The 26,629-nt window shown below is 35.2% G+C and carries 29 protein-coding genes; 16 read left to right on the plus strand and 13 right to left on the minus strand.

The features are described from left to right. The 6 genes from ccoG to OH814_RS20675 form a co-directional block, all read right to left on the minus strand. Positions 1 to 1,455: a cytochrome c oxidase accessory protein CcoG gene (gene ccoG, locus OH814_RS14810; protein WP_115619252.1), complete on the minus strand. Its 1,455-nt coding sequence runs from the start codon at positions 1,453 to 1,455 to the stop codon at positions 1 to 3. A 65-nt stretch (positions 1,456 to 1,520) separates the two neighbouring features. Next, complete coding sequence (locus OH814_RS14815) at positions 1,521 to 3,032, minus strand: FAD-dependent oxidoreductase (RefSeq protein WP_308828688.1); 1,512 nt, start codon at positions 3,030 to 3,032, stop codon at positions 1,521 to 1,523. 101 nt (positions 3,033 to 3,133) lie between these two features. After that, positions 3,134 to 4,591, minus strand: a complete 1,458-nt coding sequence (locus OH814_RS14820) for an alpha-amylase (RefSeq protein WP_308828689.1) — start codon at positions 4,589 to 4,591, stop codon at positions 3,134 to 3,136. 15 nt (positions 4,592 to 4,606) lie between these two features. Then, on the minus strand, positions 4,607 to 5,359 hold the full coding sequence (locus OH814_RS14825) for an SDR family oxidoreductase (RefSeq protein WP_115619249.1): 753 nt from the start codon (positions 5,357 to 5,359) through the stop codon (positions 4,607 to 4,609). 24 nt (positions 5,360 to 5,383) lie between these two features. Continuing rightward, a complete protein-coding gene (locus OH814_RS14830; protein WP_201134590.1) occupies positions 5,384 to 5,959 on the minus strand; it encodes a CinA family protein in 576 nt (191 codons plus the stop codon). A 185-nt stretch (positions 5,960 to 6,144) separates the two neighbouring features. After that, positions 6,145 to 6,333, minus strand: coding sequence for a low affinity iron permease family protein (locus tag OH814_RS20675; protein ID WP_374990580.1), 189 nt, complete (start codon positions 6,331 to 6,333; stop codon positions 6,145 to 6,147). Between the two features lie 330 nt (positions 6,334 to 6,663). Here OH814_RS20675 and OH814_RS14835 point away from each other — a divergent pair, with 330 nt between their 5' ends. From OH814_RS14835 to OH814_RS14860, 6 genes are read left to right on the plus strand one after another with little or no spacing between them, the layout of a single operon-like run. Continuing rightward, positions 6,664 to 7,338, plus strand: coding sequence for a MarR family transcriptional regulator (locus tag OH814_RS14835; RefSeq protein WP_308828690.1), 675 nt, complete (start codon positions 6,664 to 6,666; stop codon positions 7,336 to 7,338). 2 nt (positions 7,339 to 7,340) lie between these two features. Then, complete coding sequence (locus OH814_RS14840; RefSeq protein ID WP_308828691.1) at positions 7,341 to 8,813, plus strand: phytoene desaturase family protein; 1,473 nt, start codon at positions 7,341 to 7,343, stop codon at positions 8,811 to 8,813. Between the two features lies 1 nt (position 8,814). Beyond that, the gene (locus OH814_RS14845) at positions 8,815 to 9,651 is read left to right on the plus strand and encodes a phytoene/squalene synthase family protein (protein WP_115619244.1); all 837 of its coding nucleotides are present in this window, start codon (positions 8,815 to 8,817) and stop codon (positions 9,649 to 9,651) included. 24 nt (positions 9,652 to 9,675) lie between these two features. Then, on the plus strand, positions 9,676 to 10,143 hold the full coding sequence (locus OH814_RS14850) for an SRPBCC family protein (protein ID WP_115619243.1): 468 nt from the start codon (positions 9,676 to 9,678) through the stop codon (positions 10,141 to 10,143). Further along, a complete protein-coding gene (locus OH814_RS14855; RefSeq protein WP_115619242.1) occupies positions 10,143 to 10,604 on the plus strand; it encodes a sterol desaturase family protein in 462 nt (153 codons plus the stop codon). The genes OH814_RS14850 and OH814_RS14855 overlap by 1 nt, the downstream gene beginning before the upstream one ends. Beyond that, positions 10,605 to 11,306: a lycopene cyclase domain-containing protein gene (locus OH814_RS14860; protein ID WP_308828692.1), complete on the plus strand. Its 702-nt coding sequence runs from the start codon at positions 10,605 to 10,607 to the stop codon at positions 11,304 to 11,306. Positions 11,307 to 11,328: 22 nt separating this feature from the next. Here OH814_RS14860 and OH814_RS14865 read toward each other — a convergent pair whose 3' ends face one another. Next, positions 11,329 to 12,465 (minus strand): serine hydrolase, encoded by a 1,137-nt coding sequence (locus OH814_RS14865; RefSeq protein ID WP_308828693.1) that lies wholly within the window; start codon positions 12,463 to 12,465, stop codon positions 11,329 to 11,331. A 277-nt stretch (positions 12,466 to 12,742) separates the two neighbouring features. Here OH814_RS14865 and OH814_RS14870 point away from each other — a divergent pair, with 277 nt between their 5' ends. The 5 genes from OH814_RS14870 to OH814_RS14890 all read left to right on the plus strand — a co-directional run bounded on the left by OH814_RS14870 (position 12,743) and on the right by OH814_RS14890 (position 16,564). Then, entirely contained in the window at positions 12,743 to 13,711 is a 969-nt protein-coding gene (locus tag OH814_RS14870; protein WP_308828694.1) for an SDR family oxidoreductase, read from the plus strand. A gap of 119 nt (positions 13,712 to 13,830) precedes the next feature. Continuing rightward, complete coding sequence (locus OH814_RS14875; protein ID WP_115622028.1) at positions 13,831 to 14,283, plus strand: PA2169 family four-helix-bundle protein; 453 nt, start codon at positions 13,831 to 13,833, stop codon at positions 14,281 to 14,283. A gap of 221 nt (positions 14,284 to 14,504) precedes the next feature. Further along, entirely contained in the window at positions 14,505 to 14,876 is a 372-nt protein-coding gene (locus tag OH814_RS14880; protein ID WP_308828695.1) for a response regulator, read from the plus strand. A gap of 394 nt (positions 14,877 to 15,270) precedes the next feature. Further along, positions 15,271 to 15,936 carry a DUF6766 family protein gene (locus OH814_RS14885; protein ID WP_308828696.1) on the plus strand — a complete coding sequence of 222 codons (666 nt, stop codon included), beginning with the start codon at positions 15,271 to 15,273 and terminating at the stop codon, positions 15,934 to 15,936. Positions 15,937 to 15,961: 25 nt separating this feature from the next. After that, positions 15,962 to 16,564, plus strand: a complete 603-nt coding sequence (locus OH814_RS14890) for a hypothetical protein (protein WP_308828697.1) — start codon at positions 15,962 to 15,964, stop codon at positions 16,562 to 16,564. Positions 16,565 to 16,662: 98 nt separating this feature from the next. Here OH814_RS14890 and OH814_RS14895 read toward each other — a convergent pair whose 3' ends face one another. The 3 genes from OH814_RS14895 to OH814_RS14905 all read right to left on the minus strand — a co-directional run bounded on the left by OH814_RS14895 (position 16,663) and on the right by OH814_RS14905 (position 18,080). After that, complete coding sequence (locus OH814_RS14895; RefSeq protein WP_201134578.1) at positions 16,663 to 17,244, minus strand: ferritin-like domain-containing protein; 582 nt, start codon at positions 17,242 to 17,244, stop codon at positions 16,663 to 16,665. Between the two features lie 123 nt (positions 17,245 to 17,367). Continuing rightward, positions 17,368 to 17,595: a hypothetical protein gene (locus OH814_RS14900; protein ID WP_115619235.1), complete on the minus strand. Its 228-nt coding sequence runs from the start codon at positions 17,593 to 17,595 to the stop codon at positions 17,368 to 17,370. Between the two features lie 17 nt (positions 17,596 to 17,612). Further along, complete coding sequence (locus OH814_RS14905) at positions 17,613 to 18,080, minus strand: PA2169 family four-helix-bundle protein (RefSeq protein ID WP_308828698.1); 468 nt, start codon at positions 18,078 to 18,080, stop codon at positions 17,613 to 17,615. A 299-nt stretch (positions 18,081 to 18,379) separates the two neighbouring features. Between OH814_RS14905 and OH814_RS14910 the strand changes: the two genes are divergently transcribed. After that, positions 18,380 to 18,976, plus strand: coding sequence for a Crp/Fnr family transcriptional regulator (locus OH814_RS14910; RefSeq protein ID WP_115619233.1), 597 nt, complete (start codon positions 18,380 to 18,382; stop codon positions 18,974 to 18,976). Between the two features lie 36 nt (positions 18,977 to 19,012). On the opposite strand, the gene OH814_RS14915 is transcribed toward OH814_RS14910, so the two are convergent. Both OH814_RS14915 and OH814_RS14920 read right to left on the minus strand, forming a co-directional pair. Then, positions 19,013 to 19,420, minus strand: coding sequence for a hypothetical protein (locus tag OH814_RS14915; RefSeq protein ID WP_308828699.1), 408 nt, complete (start codon positions 19,418 to 19,420; stop codon positions 19,013 to 19,015). Positions 19,421 to 19,438: 18 nt separating this feature from the next. Continuing rightward, entirely contained in the window at positions 19,439 to 20,713 is a 1,275-nt protein-coding gene (locus OH814_RS14920) for an NAD(P)/FAD-dependent oxidoreductase (RefSeq protein WP_308828700.1), read from the minus strand. Between the two features lie 175 nt (positions 20,714 to 20,888). On the opposite strand from OH814_RS14920, the gene OH814_RS14925 reads away from it, so the two are divergent. The 3 genes from OH814_RS14925 to OH814_RS14935 all read left to right on the plus strand — a co-directional run bounded on the left by OH814_RS14925 (position 20,889) and on the right by OH814_RS14935 (position 24,608). Beyond that, a complete protein-coding gene (locus tag OH814_RS14925; RefSeq protein ID WP_308828701.1) occupies positions 20,889 to 21,110 on the plus strand; it encodes a hypothetical protein in 222 nt (73 codons plus the stop codon). Between the two features lie 160 nt (positions 21,111 to 21,270). Continuing rightward, positions 21,271 to 23,430 (plus strand): catalase, encoded by a 2,160-nt coding sequence (locus OH814_RS14930; protein WP_308828702.1) that lies wholly within the window; start codon positions 21,271 to 21,273, stop codon positions 23,428 to 23,430. 11 nt (positions 23,431 to 23,441) lie between these two features. Further along, on the plus strand, positions 23,442 to 24,608 hold the full coding sequence (locus tag OH814_RS14935) for a zinc-dependent alcohol dehydrogenase (RefSeq protein WP_308828703.1): 1,167 nt from the start codon (positions 23,442 to 23,444) through the stop codon (positions 24,606 to 24,608). A gap of 149 nt (positions 24,609 to 24,757) precedes the next feature. Here OH814_RS14935 and OH814_RS14940 read toward each other — a convergent pair whose 3' ends face one another. Next, positions 24,758 to 25,351 carry a Crp/Fnr family transcriptional regulator gene (locus tag OH814_RS14940; RefSeq protein WP_308828704.1) on the minus strand — a complete coding sequence of 198 codons (594 nt, stop codon included), beginning with the start codon at positions 25,349 to 25,351 and terminating at the stop codon, positions 24,758 to 24,760. A 616-nt stretch (positions 25,352 to 25,967) separates the two neighbouring features. On the opposite strand from OH814_RS14940, the gene OH814_RS14945 reads away from it, so the two are divergent. Then, positions 25,968 to 26,564, plus strand: coding sequence for a Crp/Fnr family transcriptional regulator (locus OH814_RS14945; RefSeq protein WP_308828705.1), 597 nt, complete (start codon positions 25,968 to 25,970; stop codon positions 26,562 to 26,564). Positions 26,565 to 26,629 lie beyond the last annotated feature (65 nt).

Consider the following 26,629-nt stretch of genomic DNA (forward strand, 5'->3'; position numbering starts at 1 on the left):
TTAAAACTGTATCTTAAATGGTCCTTCAAAATAAGAATCATAAGAATCCAGAAGTTCACCATCTTGATCGTAAACTCCTAATTTTATATTTTGTTTGGATAGCTTTATCTCTTTTTCGGGGAAACTTATGCTGATCGTTCCTTTTGTAATTTTGTCTCTTTCTACTTTTATTTTGCTTGATGCACTGTAAGAAATTTCACCATGCTGAGGTTCCAGAATTTTAATGGTAACGATTTTGTTCTCATTGGTTTTATTAAGGAAAGTAAAATTATATGTATTGGTAATTTTTCCTTCGCTCACAAAAAATGTGCTTCCGGCGGGCTTTATAAATTTAACTTCCATATCAGCACGGCTGTAAAGAAGATAGCCAAGCAGCAGCTGAAGACCGACCAGTAAAATAAGAAAGCCTTTCATTCTTGCATTAAACCCGGTAGGCTGTCCCGTTTCGATTTCCTTTTCTGAGGCATATCTTATTAACCCTTTTGGCAAACCTACTTTATCCATCACCTCATCACAGGCATCAATACATGCGGTACAATTCACACATTCCAACTGTTGCCCATCTCGGATATCAATTCCGGTAGGGCAGACCACAACGCATTGGTAACAATCGATACAGTCTCCTTTTCCTGCGGCTTTCCGATCTTCTCCTTTTCTCCATTTTGAACGGTTTTCTCCCCTGTTAAAATCATAGAAAACATTAATGGTTTCTTTATCAATAAGTACGCCCTGAAGTCTTCCGTACGGACAGACCAATGTACAGACCTGTTCGCGGAACCACGCAAATACAAAGTAAAATGCGGCGCTTAAAAGAATCATGACAATGAAATTTGTAAAGTGCTCAAATGGCCCTTCAGAAATAATTCTGAAAACTTCTTTGTAGCCAACGATATACATAAACATGAAATGGGTGAAAATCAATGAAAGTATAATGTAGATCGACCATTTAAGGCTTCTTTTCCATATTTTCTCGGTGTTCCATTCTTGCCGATCCAATTTCATCTGTTTGTTTCTGTCTCCTTCAATGGCATATTCTATCTTTCTGAAAACATTTTCAAGGAAAATCGTCTGAGGACAGATCCACCCGCAAAAAATTCTCCCGAAAGCAATTGTAAAAATGATTATGCAAACCAACGAAACGATAGCACCGAATGTGAGAATGAAAAAATCCTGAGGATAAAAAGGCTGCCCGGCAATAAAAAACTGACGGTTGATAATATCTAATAACAGGGCAGGATTACCATTAACCTGTATAAAGGGCAGCGCAAAATAAAAGACCAGCAATGTATATGCTACAATATTTCTGTAGTTGGTATATCTTCCTTTCGGTTTTTTGGGAAACACCCATTTTCTTTTACCGGATTGCTCCATTGTACCAATGGAATCTCTATACGTTTCAGGTTCTAAAACTTGGCCTTGGCCGCCTTTAAACTCAGGATTGTTTTGATCTTGCATTTCACTGTATTTAAAATTGAAATTCAGATGACTGTCATCATGTAATTCTCATTGAAGGACTTGTACTAATCTTCTATTTTGCTTAAATCTGTCATGGCAGGACCATTCAGCAATTTTCCCTCAATATCAAATCTTGAACCGTGACAAGGGCAATCCCAAGAAACTTCCGAAGGATTCCAAGCTACAGTACAGCCGGTATGCGGGCAAACTGGACTTAAAAGGTGAATCTCAGATTTTTCGTCTCTGTAAGCAGCGTAGGTTTTACCGTCATACTTGATGATTCTGCCTTCACCTTTATTGAGCTCATTAAGTTCATCTATTTTATCTGCCGTAAATTTATCTTTCACAAAATGTACTGACGCATTGACTACTTCGTCGAAAACATTTCTTGCACTCGCTAAAGGTTTTATACGGCTTGGCTCAAGTAATTTTGAGAGCTCAGTCTCTTTGCCTTCAAGCAAATCCGGGATGACTAATGACGTCATCGACCCGAAAGTCATTCCGTTTCCGGTGAAGCCTGTAGAAATGTAGATATTGTCTTCACCCGGCATCTTGCCGATGTATGGTAAACCGTCTGCCGATTGATAGAATTGCGACGACCATTTGGCAACAACTTCTTTGTATTTAAAATTGTCGTCTACATATTTCATGAGCTCATCAAAGTGTTTTTCGGTATCGTCTTCGTCTCCGGTTTTATGGTCAAATCCACCGACAATTAAAAAGTAATCATTGCCAGATTTATGGTATCGTGCATAGTGATAAGGATCATATAAATCAGCAGTCTGAGCCATTGATTTTACTGGATTAGCCAGTTTTAAGGTCACTGCATAACTTCTGTAAGGTGCCAAAAGTACGCTGAAACGGTTGTTTCCGGGTGGAATATGCGTCGCCCAGACCAAATTTTTAGCAGTAAAAACAGAATCATTATCGGTTGTAAGAGTAACAATGCCGTCTTTATTTTCAAAATCTTTAATGTGCGTTTCTGTCGCGATTGCACCGCCGTTTTTAATATATTCTTTCAATAATTTGTTGATGTAACGCAGCGGATGAAATTGTGCCTGGCCTTTTATTTCTATTGCTTTTTTAAATTCCAGAGAAAATGGAATACTGAAAGTCTGTTCTGTATCAATTCCTACTTTATGATGAGCCTCCAAGATGTCATCAAGCTTTTTAGACTGTTTTTCATCAGCGCTAAATAGATAATAATTGCATTCGTTAAAGTCACACGAAATATGATGATGCACAATATTTTGCTTAATGTAACGAATTGTATCTTTTGCTGCATCAGCCAACAAAACAGCCGATTCTTCACCGAAGTTTTTAACGATCTCATCATAGGAAGAATCAAAAAAATTGTTAATATGTGCCGTAGTTCCGCCTGTCGTTCCGAAACCCGGATTTTCTTTTTCTATCAGAAGGCAATTGTGACCGCGGTTCTGAAGTTCTTTGGCCAATGTTACGCCGGTAATTCCTGCGCCGACGATGATGGTCTCAAAGTGCGTCTCATTATAATTTTGTATTACTTCCTGCTGGGCTTGGCTTTCCCAAAAGCTTACATTTTTTCCGTCTCTTTTCATAATAATTGTTTTGTAATTGGTCTTCAAGGAAAATGCCAGAAAATTTCCTATTCAATGATTCGTCTATAATCTGGCAACGCTTTATTTCTAATTTTTAATAATTACTTTTTCACCCAAACACTTACAGATTGCGCATTTACATGAAAAATGGCTTTTCCGTTTTCATCTGTTTGAATAATATCATTTCTTTGTTCAAGAAAATCTATATAGATCGAATTTGCATTTTCTTTGCCAAAGTCAATTTCTTTAGAATTTTCATCATGGTTTGAAATCATAACCAAACATCCTGCATGCTTTTGATCGCCTTTTCTTACCCAGGCAATACAATTTTGGTGATCGAAATAATTAATTTGTTCGCCATACGCAAATTGCTGTCTTGCTTTTAGCAGTTTAGGCAAAATTTCTATCTTGGGCATGACAGTCCTTACTTCTTTCTCATCTTTAATATCGGTGTATTCTGCACCAAAAACATCGGGATAAAAAACACACGGGTAACCTTTGTCAATAAGCAATATCACTGCATAAGCTAATGGTTTAAACCAATCTTCAACGGCTGATTCGAGCGCCTGTAATTTCTGCGTATCATGATTTTCAACAAAAGAGACAGAGAACATAGGTTTCTTTTCCAGAAAGCTGCCTTCTAAAATTTTTGTAAGATCATATCTGCTGCCTTCTGTTGATGCTTTAAAGAAATTATAATGCAGCGGTGCATCAAAACAGGAAATAAGATCATTCATTTCATCAGAAAAATGTACAATCTTCTCTGCTTCATCCTTCCAGAATTCTCCCAGAATATAGCAATCAGGATTGATTTCTTTTTTAATGTAATTGATCCATTCTTTTAAAAAGTCGGATGAAATATGTTTTAATGCATCAAGTCTCATTCCGTCAATCTGAGTGGTTTCTGCATACCATTTTATCCAGTCTTTCATCTCCTGAACCACGTTTGGATTACGATATTCGATGTCTGCACCCATTAAATAATCGTAATTTCCGAATTGATGGCTTACAGATTCCGTCCATTCATTTCCGTATTCATTATGAATTTTAAAAATTCCCTGCAGTTTTTCTCCGTTTTTTCTTACATGATCAATTCCACTGAAACAATGGTAATCCCACACGAAGTTGGAGTATTTTTTATTTCTTCCGGGAAACGTAAACTTAGTAAATGCTGAAACTTCCATCGGTTTACTGATTATTTCATTACGGTCTTCATCATTTACTTTATGTACGGTTATATTTTCTTCTTCATCGCCACCCATTCGGTGATTCAAGACTATATCTGCATATACTGAGATCCCAAAATCGTGAGCTTTTTTAATGGCTTTCAGGTATTCATCTTTTGTACCATATCGTGTAGAAATACCACCTTTCTGGTCAAATTCTCCTAGATCGTAAGGATCATAGACTTCATATCCTCTGCCTTTTTTACCAATACTGGATTTAGTAGCGGGAGGAAGCCATGCAGCGGTAAATCCCAAATCTTTCAAATGTTCTGCTTTTTCTGCAAATTCTTTCCAGATAGCACCCGGATGGTACCAATGGAAAAATTGAATCATCACTCCGTTCATATCTTATCCGTTAACAATTAATCCTCCGTTTGGATGTAAAACCTGGCCAGTAATCTGTGCTGAAGCTTCAGTTGCTAAAAACAAAAAGCTGGCAGCGACTTCTTCAGTAGATGCTTTTCGTTCAAGAGGTGGTTTGTCCTGGTCATCCTCTTCTTCTCCAAAAGTTTTCTCTGTAAGCGGTGTTGCTACCGGTCCCGGCGCTACGGCATTTACACGTATTCCTTTTGGTTTTGACTGTAAAGCGAGCGAGCGAGTGAATGAGACAATGGCTCCTTTTGTTGCAGAATAATCGAGCAACTCTTCATGGCCCATATAAGCAACTGCCGAAGTGGTGTTAATGATTGAACTTCCCTGTTTCAGGTGTGGAAATGCCGCTTTTGTCAATAAAATGAGCCCAATAATATTTGAGTTGAAAGTTTTTCTGATATCTTCTTCTTTCAGATCAGCAATATAACCGCATGGAATCTGTGTTCCGGCGTTATTTATTAAAATATCAATCGCTCCAAATTCTGCAATTGTTTTTGATACGGCTTCATTACAAAATTTAGAATCATTAATATCTCCGCCAAATGAAATGGCTTTTCGTCCTAATTCTGTAATTTCCTTTTCGGTTTTTTCTGCATCCTTATAGTCTTTGTAATGAATGAAAGATATGTTTGCCCCTTCTTTGGCAAACAATAGCGCAACAGCCTTTCCAATTCCGCTGTCTGCACCTGTTATTAGGACAGTCTTTCCTGATAATTGTAAGCTTTCCATAAAATATATATTTGGTGTAATAGTTTAATAGCCTGATTTTTTTTCTTTTTGCTTTTCTAATTCAAGTTTGAAGCAGCTTAAAATAAATTCGCTGTAATATAATTGTGCATTTATTGATTGAGTTCTGGAGTGCAGCTCCAATTTTTGTGAAAGAACAATATCGCCTTTGTATGCAATAGAAAAGAAGGCATACAATTCTTCTTTAGATTCTTCCACGGGAGTTGCGTAACCCGTAACGGCAATCGACCAGTCTGTTTTGAATAATTTGGAGACATTAACCGCCATGCTGTCGGCAATATTGGGTGAAACACAATCGCAGTACCAGGCTTCTGCCTGATCTACTTTTAAAAGACTTACTTTTTCCTCAAGGGTATATGCAGTAAGCCCGCCCTTAAAAAACTTTGAAGCATCTTTCATTTGCGAAAAAGAAAACTGTAACAATCCTGAAGTAACACTTTCGGCAGTCGAGACAGTTTCGTTAGCTGATAGCAGGTATTCTCCGATGTGGTTATACAAATTTTCTAATTCTTTTAAAAACTGAATCAAAGATCTAACTGATAATTGATCAGGAGACAAATCGATATTTGAAGACGTTATCATGTATATATGTACTTTGTTATTAGGTTATTTATCAATGGAAAGGAATGTGAGAGCACTTCTTTATGAAATCATACTTATTCTTTCGTAAAACTTATGAAGCTTGAATTTTTTTGATGTTAAATTTTTGATATTATCCAAACTATTTGTGGCTCTTTTACTGGATATAAAAAATTAGTGAGTTTTATTTAAATTTCTTTCGGATATTTATTTTGTGTTTTCTGAATGATGAATACCATTACAAGCATTAAGATTGTATTGATAAAGAGCTGCCATGTTTCTAAGAAATAAAAACATACCGAGATTGTGACCAGAAGAATTGTCAAGGTAAAGCATACAGAATGATCTGAAAACCTTTCAAAAAAGTTTTTTTTCATATAAATTGTAATTATGGTGGTTTGTTATGATAGCGGGTAATTAATGAGTCCGCTAAAAACAATATGAAATAACGAATTTTAAATGTGAATCTTTATGATTCAGATCACTTCAGAAAACATAAAGTTTTGTATTCCTCTTTTTCGGAAAGTTAAATGCAAGATTATCAATATTTTGTTTCTTTTGATTTTGTAGCTCATTAATTTTTTCTTCCAAACTTATTTTTGGGTAATTCTTGACTTTATGATATAGCTTTAATTTAAAACAAATTAATAGTTTATAAATATATTTAATTTAAATAATTTAGTATATTTGTGTACTATTTTTACCAAATGAAATATGCTATTGTAAAAGATGTCATCAAATTACTTGAAGAATTTGATGCAGAAAATAAAAGTAATACGTACTCCTCAGATGTTGATGGTTTTAAAGCTTGGCTGTGCATAAAAGAGTCTGGTCGACTAAATAGCGTAGGTACTGAACCTTATTGGGAAGGCAAAGAAGAGGGTAGAAGTCTGGAAAGTGCTATAAGTACATCGTTGGTGCATCTTAACAGATATGCCAAATCCTACTCAAAATCTGCGATTTCAGAGTCAGACTTTGCGACACAGGAAGATTTTATCTATCTCATCAATCTAAAGGCATTTGGTGCAATGACTAAGATGGAACTTATCAAAAAAAATGTTCACGAAAAACCTGTCGGAATGTTGATTATTAACAGATTGATAAAGCTTGGATGGGTTGAGCAGACAGATTCGGAGATTGATAAAAGAACCAAAGTCATAAATATTACCCATTCAGGATTGCTATCTTTAGAAAATCAGATGCAAAAGATAAGAACAGCAACAAATATTGTAGCGGGTGATCTTAATTATTCTGAAAAGATAGAATTAATACGTATTTTAGACAAGTTAGAAAAATTTCACCATCCCATATTCAGCCGAAATATCGATTCTAAAAAACTTATCGATGTTGTCAGTAAAGAATATTCATTCATGAAAAATTAATTATGAGTAAAAAAATAGCCATTATAGGGTCTGGTTTTTCGGGTCTGTCTGCAGCTTCCTATTTAGCAAAGGAAGGAAATGAAGTCTACGTATTTGAAAAAAATAATTCGGTAGGCGGCAGAGCAAGAAAATTTAGCACCGATGAGGGTTATACTTTTGATATGGGGCCAAGTTGGTATTGGATGCCAGATATTATCGAATCTTTTTTTGAAGATTTTGGCAGAAAATCGTCTGATTTTTATGAGCTTATTCCTCTTGATCCTCAGTTTGAAATGGTATTTTCGGATGGCGTGATGAATATTCCCGAGAGCTATGATGAGATGATTCTTCTATTTGAAAGCATGGAAAAGGGAGCCGGCAAAAAGCTGGAAGAATTCATGAAAGATGCTCAGATCAAATACGAAATTGGGATGAAAGAATTTGTAAATAAACCTTGTCATTCTTGGTTTGAGTTTATTTCACCTAAAATGGCAAAAAACGCTCTAAAACTAGATTTGCTTACCAATTTCAGCAAATTTGTAAGAAATTACTTTAAGCATCCTAAGCTGATTATGCTGATGGAATTTCCGGTGATCTTTCTTGGTGCTGCACCCAAAAATATCCCTGCATTATACAGCCTCATGAATTATGGTGGTTATAAATTGGGGACATGGTATCCGATGGGCGGTTTTTCAAAAGTGACCGATGCGATGATGCAGATTGCTGTGGAAAACGGAGCTCAATTTCACTTTAATTCAAATGTAGAAAAGATTAAGGTTGAAAATGATAAAGCCCGCGCTTTGGTGGTAAATGGAGAAATTGTAGAATTTGATTTAGTAATTGCTTCTTCAGATTATCATCATACAGAAGATAAGCTTCTTCCTGCAGAGTACAAAAACTACAAATCATCGTATTGGGAGAAAAAGACATTTGCTCCATCATGTCTTATTTATTATCTTGGAATTAAAGAAAAAATACCGAACCTGAAACATCACACTCTTTTCTTTGAAAATGATCTGGAACTTCATACCCACGAGATCTACGAAAATAAAAAATGGCCTACAAAACCTTTGTTTTATACATGTTGCCCGTCCAAAACAGATAAAGGCACTGCTCCCGAAAACTGTGAAAATATATTTCTCTTAATGCCTGTTGCACCAGGAATAGAAGATTCTGAGGAAATGAGGGAAAAGTACTTTAAACAAATGATCGCAAGATTAGAAAAACATACAGGAAGTTCAGATCTTATATCAAAAATTGAATATAAAAAAGGCTATTGCATTAATGATTTTAAAGAAGATTATAATGCCTATAAAGGAAATGCATATGGTCTCGCCAACACCTTATCACAAACGGCTGTTTTGAAGCCTTCTATCCGAAATAAAAAGATTAAAAATCTGCTGTATACGGGCCAGCTTACTGTTCCCGGTCCGGGAGTTCCGCCATCCATCATTTCAGGAAAAATAGCAGCAAACGAAGCCAGTAAAATAAATTAATATGAAAAAATTGTTTGACGACCTTTCTTATAAAATAAGCAGAGAAACCACAAAGCAATACAGTACGAGTTTTTCTCTGGGAATCATAGCACTTTCCCCGAAAATCAGAAATCCCATATACGCGATATACGGATATGTACGTCTTGCTGATGAGATCGTGGACAGTTTTCATGACTATGATAAGCATAAGCTTTTATCAAGATACAAAGCTGAAACTTTCGAAGCGCTGGAAGATAGAATTTCTCTAAATCCTATTTTGCAGTCATTTCAGGAAACGGTGCACCGATACAAAATCGATCACAGCCTTATTCATCAATTTCTGAAAAGTATGGAAATGGATCTGCAGAAAATAGATTACAATTCAGATCTATACAAAGAATATATTGTGGGATCTGCAGAAGTAGTGGGTTTAATGTGTCTTCATATCTTTACAGAAGGTAATATAACAGAATTTGAAAAGCTGAAGCCTTATGCGATGATTCTGGGATCTGCATTTCAGAAGGTTAATTTTCTTCGGGACATGAAGGATGACTATCAGATTTTAGGACGCTGTTATTTCCCGAATGTTGATATTTCGTATTTTGACAATACCGTGAAATCTCACATAGAAAAAGAAATAGAAGAAGAATTTAAAATTGCTTTAGAAGGAATTAAAAAATTACCGCCTTCTGCTAGATTTGGTGTATATCTGGCTTACCGCTATTATATTTCACTCTTTAGAAAAATAAAAAGAACGTCGGCCAGTAAAATCATTAATCAGAGAATAAGAATCTCAAACGGCAGAAAAATATCGTTAATGATGAGCAGCTATTTACAATACAAAACTTCTCTTTTATAAAGAGTACAATATAAATCATACAATATGATACACAAGCTTTACAGAGAACAACAGCTAAACTGTGATATACAAACGGCATGGGAGTTTTTTTCTTCTGCCAATAATCTTTCTAAGATTACACCGAAAGAAATGAATTTTATCGTCCTTACCGAAATGACGGAGGATGAGATTTTTGAGGGGATGATTATTGACTACTATGTTTCGCCTGTTTTTGGCATAAAAATGAAATGGAAAACAGAAATCACTCAGGTTGATTTTCAAAAAAGTTTTACAGATTTTCAAAAAAAAGGACCTTACAAACTCTGGAATCATCACCATGAATTTATTATCAATGATAAAGGGGTTTTGATGAAAGATTCGGTAGATTATGAACTTCCTTTAGGTTTCTTGGGTGAAATAGCCCATAAATTATTTGTCAAGAAAAAACTTGAGCATGTATTCAGCTACAGGTATAAGGTTTTAGAAGAACGTTTCAATAAAAAAATAAAATAATGAATTTTCTGATTGTAGTAGCTACATTTTTCATCATGGAAGGGATGACGTGGCTCATTCATAAATATATTATGCATGGTTTTCTCTGGATGCTTCATAAGGATCATCATGATCACAGCAATGAAGGAGTGATGGAGAAGAATGATTACTTTTTCCTCATTTTTGCCTTGCCAACGATACTCTTAATGTATTACGGAACAATGCAGAATTTTAATCATTGGTTTTATATTGCCATCGGAATAGCACTTTACGGGATGGCGTATTTCTTTGTGCACGACATTTTTATACATCAAAGATTTAAGTTTTTACGCAATACAGAAAATCCTTACTTACTGGCTATAAGACGTGCTCATAAGCAGCATCATAAACATACAGGGAAAGAAAGAGGCGAGTGCTTTGGCTTTCTTTGGGTGCCTATCAAATATTTTAAAATGTATTTTAATAAACATAAAACCGGATAAATGCTGCATTATACTTATCTATTGATTAATTTTTTCACGGTAATCATCTGTTTTGTTTTTTCATTTCATCCAAAAATAAAATTCAACAGACATTTTGCTGCTTTTTTTAAAGCATCATTCATTGTAGCGCTTGTATTTATTATTTGGGATATCTGGTTTACCAAAAGAGGGGTGTGGTGGTTCAATGATATGTACCTTTTAGGAATACGGATTTACAACCTTCCGATTGAGGAAATACTGTTTTTCTTCTGCATTCCGTTTTCATGTATTTTTACCTATTTCTGTTTAGATAAATTTTTTAAACTCGACTGGAAACCGTTTCCTGAAAAAGTATTTGTAATCATCTCTATTGTTTCTGCATTAGGAATTGCGGTTTGCTTTCATGATAAAATCTATACTTTCATCACGTTTTTAACGACAGCGATAAGCATGTTTATTCTTTATTTTATGCTAAAATCACGGTGGATAGGCAAAGCATCATTTATTTATTTTATATTGATGCCTGGCTTTTTGGGTGTAAATGGAATTCTCACCGGTACAGGTCTGGAGTCACCAATTGTAAACTATAATCCCGAGAATTTTTTAGGAATAAGAATGCTTACCATTCCGATAGAAGATACCGTTTACGGATACGAAATGATTTTATGGAATATTTATTTATTTCTAAAATTCAAAAAAGAGGATCAACTGATTTCTGAGTAAGAAAATGAGTATTAAACTCAATTTAAAGCATCCCCATAACTTCTTCGATCAGAATTTTTACCTGTAAAGGTCTTTTCTTTTGATCAACTTCAAGTCTGTTGTACAATCCGGTTTTAACGATTACCATGTTTTTTTCTGGAATCATGATAATGAATTGACCTAAAAAACCATAGAAGAAACGGCATTCTATATCATTATTATTACTGTCACCAGCCCAAATAGTGTAGCAAAACGCATCGTTTTGAATAGTTGGTTTCAGCATTCTTTCGCAATATTCGGCACTAAGTAGTTGCTTTCCTTCCCACATTCCGTTTTGCATAACCATTTGTCCTATTTTTGCGAGATCTCCGGCTGTAGCATGTACGCAACAAAATGCTTTTTCCATTCCTTTTTCATCGGTGCTCCATTTACCGGAGAATTCCATGCCTAAAGGTTCCCATATTTTTTCTGACAGATAATTTGATAAGCTTTTTCCTGTTATGCGGGTTAAAGCCAATCCTAAAAGCTGCGCCGAAACACTTTGGTACTCGTATTTTTGTCCAGGCATCTTTTTTATTGTAATGCCAAAGGTTTGTTCGGCAAGATCACCAACAAAATACTGTTTTGAATTTTCGGCAAAGGGATGACGATATTCTTCATCCCAGTCAAACCCGGCCTGCATGGTCATCAGGTGGCGAAAGGTGAGATATTTTCCGTACCTACTTTTTTTATAGCAAGGAAATACAGTTGAAACCAACTGATCTTCTGATTCCAGGTAACCGTCATCAATTGCACATCCTGTTAGAATAGATAGAAATCCTTTAGCCATAGAAAAAGAATTCATCAACGAAGAAGGTTGATGGTCTTTCCAATATTTTTCATAAAGTAATTGATTGTCTTTAATAACTAAAAGTGATGACGCCCGGGTCTTTTTCAATTCATCGGTAAGCCTTTTTGATAACTGATGTTTATTATACTCATCGCTTTTCTTCCAGGCTTTAGGTTTTGAGCTCGAAATGATACGGGAAGGGAATTTTTTTTCATCATCAATGGATGGGGTAAGTGGGCCTGTTTTTAAGTTAATACCAATGGCTTTAAAAATATATCCATAACCTGATAAGTAAATAAGTGCAGTTATTGCTGAAATTCCAACTGTTAATCCCGTTAATAATTTTTTCATACGTTATGGTGATGATTTATAGAAAAACTCCCGTTGAATTGGATATTCAAAAAGCGTTCCTCAGCATTCTGAAAATGTAAAATGCAACTGTAAACCTCAATAATATACATGTAAATAGTGCTTGTTGACCAAATTTTAAATGTAAAACAACTCAATATTGAATTATTTAAACCTAAAATGGAATAGTCCTTGTATCAACACGTAACATAGAAAGCCGATTTCAGGCAAGAGGTAACTTCTGTTACTATTAAATACACCTAAACTTAAAATATTTATTATGGAAAAATTAACATCATCCGATGCTGCATCCTTATCAGGCACACAAGGTTCTACAGGAAATGAAAAATCAGGTTCTCAAAATGCGAAAGGACTCAATGATCCTACAAAAAAATACCCTAAACCTCCATTTGAAAGACAATTTCAGCCCTTTCCGGGTTTGGCGCATAAGATGAATCCAGTTCCTGATCATGGCGAGGAATCTTACGTGGGCTCGGGCAGGCTTAAAGGTCGAAAAGCTTTGATTACCGGTGGAGATTCGGGAATAGGAAGAGCGGCTGCCATTGCATATGCACGGGAAGGAGCAGATGTTGTCATCAATTATCTGCCCGAAGAACAATCTGATGCTGATCAGGTTCTTGCATTAATTGAAAAAGCAGGCACTAAAGGATTTGGAATACCCGGTGATCTTCGGGAAGAATCATTTTGCAAAAAATTGGTTGAGCAAGCTGCAGAGAAATTAGGAGGATTAGATATTCTGATCAATAATGCGGGACATCAGAAAACCAATGAATCAATTTTGGACATCAGTACCGAAGCGTTTGACAGGACAATGAAAACCAATATCTATGCTCCGTTCTGGATCATAAAGGCGGCGTTACCTTTTCTAAAACCAGGCTCCAGTATTATAGGTTTATCATCAGTTCAGGCGTATGATCCTTCCGCTGATCTTTATGATTATGCTCAGACAAAAGCGGCAACAACGAGTTATGTAAAATCACTTGCCAAACAGTTGGGTCCGAAAGGGATCAGGGTAAACGGCGTTGCTCCGGGACCTGTATGGACGGCTCTTGAAATCAGTGGTGGCCAGACTCAGGAAAATATTGAAGTTTTCGGTCAGGACACAGCATTTGGAAGACCGGGCCAACCCGCAGAGCTGGCTTCTATTTTTGTACAGCTTGCTGCTGAAGATGCAAGTTTTGCAACAGGACAGATTTATGGTTCGGCGGGAGGAAGTGGTCAACCTTAATTATGTCAATATATAGTACAGAAAATAAAAAGGTACCACAGTTATAACGATTGTTTACCTAAAGGCCATCAATGGTATGGTGGTTGTAAGAAACTAGACTCATCACAAAAAATATTATTATGCACAACGAAAGAACAGTAGCAGTTTTAAACGATCTGCTAAACATTACAAATGACAGAATTAAAGGATTTGCAACGGTTGAAGACAAAGTTTGGGACACTTATTCGCCATTGAAAGGTGATTATGATCAAATGGTCGCTCAGTCTCAGGTAATGAAAGCTGAGCTGGTAAAATTAATTACAGAAAGAGGAGGTAATCCTGATGATTCAGGAACTACTGCAGGCGCTATTCATAGAGGATGGATTGACGTAAAAAATTCTTTCTCAGGAGATAAAACAGAGGCAACATTAGAAAATGTAGTTTTTGGAGAAGAAGCAGCTATTGATGCCTATCAGGATGCATTAGACAGCGGAGATCTTTGTCCGGAAAGTTCAAGAGTTGTGAGCGATCAGCTACATCATTTAAAGTCATCGTACAATAAGTTTAATAACTTAAACGAATTAAAAAATTAATTTCAGATAAAGTAATAATTCATTCATCTGAAAAATTGATTATCGTAAAATTATAAGTCCCGGAAAGAAATTTCCGGGATTTTTTATTGTTATTTGTTTTTTATAGTACAATCGTTTTTCCAGCAAATAAAAAGGAAAAGTAGATACGTAGTCTACTGTGATCATAAAACCTTAAGATCTTTTTGTGTTATATTTGATATTGATTAATCACAAAGAGACTTATGAATACCAAAAGAATCTTAATTTTTGATGATGATAAATCTATATTAGATGTTTTTACTATCATTTTTAGCGAAAATGGATATGAAGTGGAGGTTTCAGAAACTTCACACAATATTATCGAACGGGTTGCCGACTTCAGACCGCATTTAATTTTAATGGATAACTGGATTCCGGATATCGGTGGGATAGAGGCCGTAAAGTTGCTGCGAAATCATCGTGAGTTTAAAGATATACCGGTAATTTATATCAGTGCCAATAGTGACATCAATACTTTGGCAAAAAAAGCCGAGGCAGATGATTATCTTGCAAAACCATTTGAGTTGCAAATTCTAGAGAAAAAGGTTGAAAAATTTTTAGGAGCAAATTATTAGAAATTTTATTCCTCAAAATACTATAATATATTAGGATCTGTAATTCTGAATGCAAATGCCTGCATTTTTTGGATTTACATAAATATGCATTGCTATGATTCAAGTCATAATGATTGTCTTGATTTAGCATTAAATTAGTTAACGCCAAACAAGAATATAGTTTGAAATCTCGCTGTACTTTCAGCATGCCCGTTTGTGGGGAAAAGCTGTAAGTAAATAACAGGCTATTTCCAAAATAAGCTTATTGTATTTTTGAATTTTTATAAAATATTTAAATATAGGTTTTAAAAGTTCAATTCAGCATATATTCCATTGCCATAAACTATTCTTGTTTAAGCATAACATATTTTTTTAAGAGTATTTTATTTAGGTTTCAAGATTATATTTAATAAAAATGAAGAAGAAATTTAAAAACAGTTTTTTCTATAAAAACAGCTTAAGTCTCGTTCTCTTATTCCTGATGATAATCTGTCTTATTGGTCAGTTTTTCACCGGTTTTACTACTGAAAATAAAGAACTTGCGGAAGAAGGATTGACTCCATTGACTTTTACAGAATATTTTAACAGCGGACATTTTATTCAGGCAACATTTGAAAACTGGGAAAGTGAATTTCTTCAAATGATGCTGTATGTTCTGTTGACCATTTCGCTAAGACAAAAAGGATCAAGCGAATCTAAATCTTTAACTGAAGCTGAAGATGTAGACAAAGAACCGCAACCTCACCGTGATGCTCCGTGGCCGGTAAAAAAGGGTGGGATTTATCTGAAAATATACAATCATTCGTTATCTCTCGCATTTGCTATATTATTTCTGATCAGCTTTATACTGCACTTTTATGGTAGTTTTAAAGATCACAATTTCGAAGAATCAATGAAAGGTCTGCCACCTATTCGCTGGTATGAATATCTTTCAGAATCCAGATTCTGGTTTGAATCTTTACAAAACTGGCAAAGCGAGTTTCTGGCAGTTTTCTCGTTGGTAATCTTATCGATTTGGCTTCGGGAAAAAGGCTCACCTGAATCTAAACCTGTAGATATGGCGCATGATGAAACACCATAATTTATTTAAATTTAAGCTAATTACTATGAAACCAAAAAATATTCCCGGAGTTCCGCAACATTATAAAGGCAGTTTTCACGATACAGAAAGTAGTAAAGAAATTACAAATAATGAAGATGTCGACATCAAATTTGATCAACTCAAACAGCGATTTTTATCGATTAATAACTGGCGGAAATATTGCCCCGAAAGTACTACAGAATTTAAACTTTGTGATTCTTCAGGAGAAATTGTAGACCGCTTACCAAAGATTTCAGACTACATCAGAATTGATATTCCGGGTCCGGGTGGAAGCGAAGGACGGTCTTATGATTGGGTACAGATTATTATGATCGATATGGATGTTAACGATCGCATCATGATTCAATGCAGACCATCAAAAGATCCCATAAAAAAAAACAGTCGGAAAATTGCCCATTTCTATTCTAATGCCGCTACATCAACTTTTGTAATTTCAAAAGAGAAGAATTTGGTAAAGGCAGGAATTTATGGTAGAAATGAATATCCAAATTTAAAATCAGGATTTTTTAACTGCATCAGAAATCTTATGATTGCCATCGGCGGTATGCTCGGATTTTCAAAAATACAGTGGAAATGCCTTACAGAAGGACTTACAAACTTTGAATAATCTTGCATTTTGTAAGTTGTTTTAAGTGCTAGTGCATACTAAAAAAATAGATCCGATATGTAGAATATCGGATCTATTTTATTGATAAGAATAATAATTTAGCTGTTTATTGCTTTTGAATTAAGATTGGTATCTGCAATTCTCGTCAGTAAATTGTCACAGTTTTTTTCTTCGTCTAATGTCGAAATTAAGTGCTTAAGACAATCTTTTTCTTTAAGAACTTTTGCAAAAGCTGCTAAAGTACCATATGTCGCGATTTCGTAATGTTCCACTTTCTGAGCGGCTGCAATAATACCTGCATCACGGATAGCACCCGGTTCGGTTTCTTCCATAATGCTTTTGCCCTCATCTAAAAGTCCCTGCATCGCATCGCATTTTTTTGCCTGTGCTTTTTTCTTTAATAATTTAAAACATTCTTCAAGTCTCTTTACATGCTCTTTTGTCTCTTCCAAATGATCACCTATTGCTTTTTTCAACTTTGGGTGAGTGGCGTTTTTTTGCATTTTGGGTAATGCTTTAGCCAGGGCTTTTTCTGCCCAGTAGATGTCTTTCAGAGAATCTTCAAACAGATCCTTTAAATCTTTTGCTGCATCTTTTTTGGCAGGAGTCTTAGGAGTTGATTTTGACGATGTGGTACTTGTTTTTTTTGTTGTGCTTTTTTTAGCATTTTTAGTTTCCATAAATATTTTTTGTTGATTGGTTCAGGTTTAAAAATTACAATTTTCAGACCATTATTAAGATGTATTCAAAGGTTGTAGGAATTACCGAATTAAAACTCTCAATATTGAGCTTTTTATTCAATATTATTCTTCCTCTTTCTTAAAACTGATCACTTCATACAGACCGTCGGATGAATATTTTTTACAGCTTTCATCATCAAACTGATCAGGGTTTTCGAGAAAAGCATCGATGAATTCTTTACTTTCATCTTTATTGGCAGGAGAAATCACCAGATGATATTGTTTTAGAACCGACTCGTCTGCGGTTTTCAGAGATTCTTTTTTGTGCTCCAAAGCTTCTTTATAGTTCATTTTTTATTTGTTTAAATTTAATCTTCTTTACTTTTATATCGCTCAATATTCCTGAACTGGCTGTACGAGACACGCAACTGTTTCAGTTGATCTGCAATTACTTCTGAACTCTCCGCACAAAGATCACCGCTTTTCAGGGCATTATCATACGCTTCAATAGCATGTTTCTCACCAAAAACTACATTTTCAAGAGTTTCCTGATCATTGTTGGTAACCGGTAGCGAATTTTTGATATCGATCCAGGTACGGTGCAGGTTTCCTGCTAATGATGAAGTATCTTCGTGTGGTTTTCCACCTCTTTCCGTAATCAGATTGATGATCTCATTTTTCATTATTTTTGATTGGGAAATCATTTTATCGTATTCACCTTTAAGATCAGAATAGCTTTCCCAAACTTTTCCTTCCACTCTTTCAAAACCTTTAATTCTGTCATTGGTAATGTGCAGCAAATCGTTGAGTACCGAGATTGTTTTTGAATTTTCCATACTAATATTTTTGGAAGATTAAACAATAAATATGCCTTCAAATAGTGCTTTGTGGTATGTATACGATTTTTTATTTAATTTAATTTAAAAATGATCTTAATTACACTTATAATTTTAGAAGTAACAATGTGTGATTCACGGATAAACTAAAAAATGTAGGGGTCTCTAGCTCAACTAAATCTTACGTTTATGCGACTAATCATAAACTTTGGGATCGAATATCTATATTTTTGTACATGATTCACAAGAGTAGAATTTAGATTCAGGCTGCTTATAATCTTTTATATTTTATTTATTTTATGGTTATTAATGAAGAAATTCTTCTTAAAAATGGTGCTGTCATTCAGGAATACCAAGCTGGTGAAACAATTTTTTTAGAAAATTCACTCCCAAGATATTACTTTCAGATACGGTCGGGACTTGTTAAATTGAATACGTATCGAGACGATGGTTCCGAATTCATTCATAGTCTTCCTTCAGAAGGTCATTGTTTTGCCGAAACATTCTTATGGTGTGATGCCTCTTACTGCATCAATGCTGAAGCGCTTCATGACTCCGTAATTATTAAATTACTGAAGCCGGAATTTATGAAAATGATTGATGAAAATAAAGATCTGATGCAAAATCTTTTACGACATAATGCTGAAAGAATGCTTTATCGACATAAAATGTTGACTACATTATCAATCAATAATCCTTCACATCGTATTTATAAAGTTCTAGAATATTTAAAAACGCATTATCAGGTAAATGAACCTTTCAAATTTGAAGTTCCTCTTTCAAGGCAGCAAATTGCAAATATCACCGGACTCCGGGTTGAAACGGTTATCCGAACCGTAAAAAAACTGGAACAGGAAAATCTGGTATGCATTTCAAATGGTAGAATATGTTTGTAGTATAAAAAAATACCCCCGCATTGCAGGGGTAAATTTTTATTTAATTTTGTCATAAATCAATTTGGTAACCATTGCACCAAAAATATAGTAGCCAACGGTCATAAGTTTCTTTTTATTATTCTCGGCAACCGGCTGATCATTTAAGCCCATCTTTTGAGGAAGAACAATGGCACCAATTCCGGCAGCAATTCCGCTTGTGAGATTATAATTGGTTGCTGTAGTTCCGTAATAAATGGCATTGCTCACAATATCGCCTGCCAAAGTTGCAGCGTACAGTTTATCGGGATCAGAGATTTCAAGAGCTGTAGAATCGGTTACTTTTTTTAAAGCCTCTTCTCCAACTTCATTAATGTGCGGGACATTATCAAAATTTTTTCTGACAACTTCATGGAGTAGATTGAGCGCGATTGCTCCTCCTAATCCGGCTAACATTTTTTTAAGCATATTATTTTATTTTTAAAGTTAATTTTTATCTTTTTGTTCATTCTTTTTAGGCTGCAAAATCATTCGTATCGAAGGATTATTGGTAATAAATAATCTAAACCATTCCAATGCCAGCCTTATTCTGTTTCTAAACCCTGTTAACGGGATAATGTGTATAAAAAGCCACGTAAGCCATGCAAAAAAGCCCGTGTACGAGAACTGTGGAAGATCAACGACGGCTTTATATTTTGAAATAATTGCCATGCTTCCTTTATCGTTGTATACAAATGGTTGCAAAGGTTGTTGATTATAAAGTTTTCTAACGTTTTTTGCGGCTAATTTAGACTGTTGAATAGCAACCTGCGCAAGCTGAGGATGCCCTTTGGGAAAATTTTTATCAGTTAACTGTAAACATAGATCACCCAATGCCCAGACATTATTAAAACCTAAAACCCGGTTGTATTCATCTACTAATAATCTTCGGCCTTTTCCTACACTGGTTTCGGGAATTCCCTTTATTTCGCGACCTATAACTCCGGAGGTCCAGATCAGTGTTTCTGTTTTTATTTTTCTTCCATCTGATAATATTACATTTCCTTCCACATAATCTTTTACAGATACATTCAAAAGAATATTTACTCCCAATCTTTTTAAATTATCGTATGCCGTTTTTTTGGCTGCGTCACTCATCGGAGCCAGCAATGATGGCAGCGCATCTATAAGATAGAGATGAGAAAGGTTAAGCTCTATTTCAGGATATTCTTTTTCTGCTACATAACCACCCATCTCGGCAATCATACCTGCAAGCTCCACTCCGGTAGGGCCACCACCTGCAATTACAATATTCTGTAATCTTTCTGCTTTTTTTTCGTCTTCATTTCTTGATGCCTTTTCAAGGTTTAAAAGCAAGTGATTTTTAATGTATAATGCCTGGTGAATAGTCTTCATTGGAAGCGCACACTGCTGAACATTTTCTAAGCCAAAAAAATTGGTTTCTGTTCCCAAAGCAAGAATTGCATGATCGTATCCTATGGTACCGGTGTCGGTCTCAATGATTTGTAGTTCTGTATCAATGCTAAGAAAACTTCCCATGTGATAATGCACATTATCATAATTTGAAAATAGCTTTCTAAAGGGATAACTAATGTGTGACGGTTCAATAAATGCAGTCGCAACCTGGTAAATTAGGGGAGGGAAGAAGTGGTAATTATTTCGGTCAACCAATGTAACGATGAAATCATTTGATTTAGCAATTGTTTTAATGAAATTAATACCGGCAAAGCCTCCTCCTACGACAACGATATGTTTTTTCATAACAGGATATTTTGATTTGGTGCGTTAAGTCGTATCCAAGAATAAGACCAATGTCACAGAAAAAATAAGGTGTGGTACTTTTTATAATTTATCTTCAATAGTATGATTGAGGTCATAATCATTAGGGAATTATTAAACTAAATTTGGTTTTACCAAACATTACAAAATTACTTTTATGAAAACTTATTTTCTTTCAGCCCTATTTTTAGGCGCTACATTCATTAGTTGTGCAAAAGAGAAAAAAGAGGTAAATCAAAATGACAGTATGTCGACTGGAACATTACCCTCTGATACTTCAATGGCACTTCCTCCATCAGATTCAACTGCATTGAATGCTCCGCTAAACGCCGAATCTGCAAATACAAATGATTCTGATACCACATCAACACAGCGATAGATTTTTTCAGAGGAGTCTTACATGCATTATAATTCGTTAATTTTTAAATTAATGCTGTTATCTGAATAAAATGGTATGCTTTTTTATTTAAAGCATTAGAATTTTACATCAAAACAATAAATACCAAATCAATCTAAACACTAAAAATTACAAAATTATTATGGATAAGAACATTCAAAAAAATGAAAAGCTAGATCAGCTAAAAGATCACACCACAGATAATTCTAATGAAAAATTGACCACTAATCAGGGCTTAAAGATCAACAATAACCAAGATTCTCTTAAGGCTGGTGAGCGAGGCGCAAGTTTATTAGAAGATTTTATACTTCGAGAAAAAATTACACATTTTGATCATGAAAGAATTCCTGAACGTATTGTTCATGCAAGAGGATCTGGTGCTCATGGAGTATTTAAGCTGTCAAAAAGCATGGAAAAATATACTCAAGCAAAATTCTTGTCAGGTATTGGAAAAGAAACCCCGGTCTTTGTGAGATTTTCTACAGTTGCAGGAAGTAGAGGTAGTACAGATTTAGCTCGTGATGTGAGAGGTTTTGCAATTAAATTTTATACGGAAGAAGGCAATTATGATCTTGTGGCCAACAACATGCCGGTCTTCTTTATACAGGATGCCATAAAATTCCCGGATCTTGTACATGCTGTAAAACCTGAGCCGGATAATGAAATTCCGCAGGCTGCATCCGCACATGATACTTTTTGGGATTTTATTTCTTTGATGCCGGAAAGTATGCACATGATTATGTGGCTGATGAGTGATCGGGCAATTCCAAGAAGCTTTAGAATGATGGAAGGGTTTGGAGTTCATTCATTTAGATTTATCAACAGTGAAGGGAATGCGTTTTTTGTAAAGTTTCATTTGAAACCCAAATTAGGAGTTCATTCTGTAGCCTGGCCGGAAGCTCAGAAAATATCCGGTAACGATCCCGATTTTCACCGCCGTGATCTTTGGGAAGCTATAGAAAATGGTGCCTTTCCGGAATGGGATTTTGGGGTTCAGTTGATTCCTGAAGAAAATGAGCACGATTTTGATTTTGACCTTTTAGATCCTACTAAAATTGTACCTGAAGAATTGGTACCGGTTGAGATCATCGGTACGCTTACTTTAAATAGAAACCCGGACAACTTTTTTGCAGAAACTGAGCAGATTGCATTCCATCCGGGACACTTGGTTCCGGGTATTGATTTTACCAACGATCCGCTTTTACAAGGAAGATTATTTTCGTACACAGATACCCAGCTCTCAAGATTAGGATCGCCGAATTTTCACGAAATTCCTATTAACAGATCGACTCAGACTGTACATAATAACCAAAGAGATGGCCATATGAGACAGCAAATAGTAAAAGGAAAAGTAAGTTATGAGCCAAATTCAATCGGAGGCGGGTGTCCTTTTCAGGCGATGATGAAGGAAGGAGGTTTTGCATCGTACGGTGAAAGAGTAAGTGGTGCTAAGATCAGAGCAAGAAGCGAATCTTTTGTAGATCACTATTCGCAGGCCAAATTATTTTATAACAGCCAGTCTGAAGCAGAAAAAAGACATTTGCAAAAGGCTCTTATTTTCGAACTTTCTAAAGTGACTATTCCTGCAATTAGAGAAAGAATGGTGGGTCAGCTTAATTTTATTAATAAAGATCTTGCTAAAAAAGTGGCTGATAAACTGGGAGTTGAAGTAAAAGTTTTAGAACGACCGAATGGAAGTATTCCTGCTGATCATGATGGTTTATCATTACAAAGTGCAGAGCGTGAGCCAAGCCAAAAAAGATCTGAAGCTTTAAGTATGGAAAATACCGTAAAAGATTCTATTAAAAGCAGAGTTATTGCATTTTTACTTGCAGACGGATGCAATACTGATGCGGTAAAACAAATACAGGACAAGCTGGAAAGTGAAGGCGCTGTCGTACAGGTTGTCGCTCCCGAGATGGCTCCTGTAAAATCCGAAGATGGAACTTTATTTACTCCAAAACATTCAATAAGCAGTACGTCAAGTGTCTGTTTTGATGCTGTTTATGTAGCGTCAGGAGAAAAATCAAGCCATAATTGGATGCAACCGGATTACAAAAATGGAATTGTTGATTTCTTAAATGAAGCTTACAGACATTGCAAAGCCATTTATTTTGGTAAAAATACAGAGATCATCTATGACCGTACCGATATGTATCAAAAGAAACATAAAGATCCTGCGGTGATTTTAGCTGAAAACGAAAAAGGTGATGACAACTTTGTAAAAGCTATCGCATCGCACAGAGTTTGGCACCTCGAACTTGAGAGAAACGGAATAACCAAAAAAGAACACCAATCATAAAAATTTGAAATATGAAAGCAGCAGTTTTTCACGCACCTGGAAAAATAACCTGTGATACAGTTCCAGATCCGACTATTGAAGATGAAAACGATATTATCCTTAAAGTAACCTCTACAGCAATCTGTGGGAGCGATTTACACATGTATTCCGGAGGTATTCCGCAACCAAGACCAATGGTAATGGGTCATGAATTCATGGGTGAAGTCGTAGAAAAAGGTAAAAATATTACCCATTTACACCAAGGCGATCGGGTAGTGGTACCATTCCCAATTGCCTGTGGATGTTGTTATTTTTGTGAAAATGATCTTCCCAGCGGATGCGAAAAATCAAATCCTGAAAATTACGGTCCAGAAGGAGGAATAATGACCGAAAAAGGGGGCGGAATGTTTGGATATACAGATTTATATGGAGGCTATAACGGCGGCCAGGCTCAGTATGTAAGAGTTCCTTACGCCAATTTTGGACCGCGAAAAGTTCCGGATCTGCTTACAGACGAACAGGCATTATTTCTTACCGATATATTCCCAACCGGATATACGGGGGTAATGTGGGGAGACCTTAAAGGCGGCGAATCAGTCGCAATTTTCGGAGCAGGCCCTGTTGGTTCGATGGCAGTAAAAAGTGCAATTCTTCATAATGCCGGAAAGGTAATCGTTATTGATACGTTACAATACAGACTAGATCAGATCAAGAATCTTACAGGCTGCGAAACCATTCTTTGGGAAGATGCCGAAAGTACGGTTGAGAAAATCAGAGCACTTACACACGGAAGAGGCGCCGATCTTTGTATTGACGCTGTCGGTTTTGAACCTGAACGGTCTTTGCTTGATAGAGCAAAAGCGGTAATTAATTTTGAAAAAGGCTCTATGAAGGTTCTTGAAGCATGTATGAGTGGCGTAAGAAGAGGCGGAACGGTTTCTGTTTTAGGAGTTTATGCCGTGAATTATGATAATTTCAGGCTCGGACAAATTTTTGATAAAGGCATAATTCTAAGAGCCGGACAATCTCCTGTTCATGCAATTATCGATAAATTATTAAAATATGTAGAGACCGGGCAGGTGCGTCTTGATGATATTATCACCCATCGATTATCACTAAATGATGTTGCAAAAGGGTATGAAATTTTTGATAAAAAAGAAGATGGCTGCGTGAAAGTAGTACTAGATCCTTGGTCATAATTTATTTAAAATCGATTGTATAAATTAAAGTAGATAACTACATTACATTAATAAGCAACGCTAATGATTTCATTGGCGTTGTTTTTATAATTAAAAGAATTTTTTTATGGTTATTGAATCTGAAAATTAAATGTATCAATAGTTTTCCTTTAATAATACACTCTTCCCTTAACTATTTTGATAAGGCTTTCGTTTTCCATTTTCTTAAAAGTTCTGATCACGGTTTCAATTCTTAAGCCTGTTAAAAAAGCAAGTTCTTTTCTTGTGTAAGGTATTTTATAGGAATATTGTTCCTTATTCTGACTGCCTTTGAGATGATTGAGCACCGTAAGCAGTTGATGAGTTGCATCTTCTGATGTTAAACTATTGAGAAAAATACAGCTGTGATAGGATCTTTCTGCCAAGTAATGAAGAAATTTCATCTGAATTTCAAAATCAGAGGCCAGCAATTTTAAAAGTTGGGAGTGCTCAAGTCTGAATATCGTACAATCTTCCATCAAAACAGCATTAACGGGATATTTGTATTTAGAAAATAAAAATATCTCTCCTATAGAATCACCATCTCCGTGAATACTCTGAATAAACTCTCTATTTTCTGTCTGAAAATTTGTGAGTTTTATTTTACCTGTTTTAATCTGAAAATAATAAGTAGGCGAGTTATTCTCTTCAAAGAGCAGTTGAGATTTTTGTAGTTGAATAATGTCTGCTCCAAAAGTAATGAGCAAGTCTTCTTGTATGACCATAACTCCTAATTATACGACTTTCACATAGCTTGTTTGTGAATAGACTTACCACAAATATATCAATTTAAAATTTCTTTGGATATGATTTGGATCAAAATATTTTTACACTTATCCTTTTACAGAAGCATTGTACTTGTCATAAAATTATTGCGATCATGGTAGCGGCATGTTATTATTACAGAATTTTTTAAAGTGAGCAACTGCCAATCTTTTTATGCGTAACTTTAAGTTATTGAAAATCAAATATTAAATTGTATTTGGGTCTCGTACATTCAGTTTTTGTTCAAAGATTTTCAAATATGACCTATGTCATATTTTATACTTTATTGATAGGCTACCTTTGAACTATACTATTTAAGAAAAATATGAATGCAATACTTAGGCAAGTTGAGAAATCTAAAGTTTTGAATATGAAGTTTCCTTTTAAAGTAAATCCTTCCATCGATTGTTAATTATTTGGAAGGCAGATAACAGGAACAATTTTATTTTGAATCATAAATTGTTATAGTAATAGGTAGTACCGGCAATAGTTGCAAGTAAAATAAGTACGTTCCGAAAATTTCATAAGCCTTCTACTGCAATAACGCAGAATAAAGCAAACTTTAAAAATTACATTATGTCGATCCAGGAAAGTCTTTTGCATTCCGTACAAGCAATTGAAGAGCATTACAATGCTGGTGATTATATTTTTCGTGAAGGGGCTACACCGCAGTTTTATTATCAGATAGTTACAGGCGAAGTAAAGCTTAACAGTTATAAAGAAGATGGTAAAGAATTTATACAGGATATTCTTTCGGAGAATTCTTGCTTCGGAGAGTCGATGCTTATTCTCGGTAAACCTTATACGGTAAATGCTATTTCTCTTTCCAAATGTATTGTTCTAAAAATCGGCAGAGAACAGTTTTTTCAGCTGTTGCAGGAAAATCCTGATATTTTTATTGATATGTACACTACACTTTCAGAAAAAACTTCTGAGAAATTGGTATTGATGCAAAAAATATCGAGCCAAAATGCTGAAGAACGTTTGGTAGAACTGATGAATCAAATGAAAGATTCAAAAGAAAATAAAGATAAATATTCATTTGAAATTCCTCATACGAGACAACAATTGGCTTCATTAACAGGCTTGTCTCTGGAAACTACCATCAGAGTGATCAAAAGAATGGAAAAGAATGAAATTCTAATGATTAAAAACGGCAAAATATTTTATTAAAAACAGGCTCAGATACAACTATCTGAGCCTTATTTTATATATTCCTATACATAAATTTATACAAA

Source organism: Chryseobacterium sp. CFS15, from assembly GCF_031118795.1.
In the GTDB taxonomy this organism is placed as follows: domain Bacteria; phylum Bacteroidota; class Bacteroidia; order Flavobacteriales; family Weeksellaceae; genus Chryseobacterium; species Chryseobacterium indoltheticum.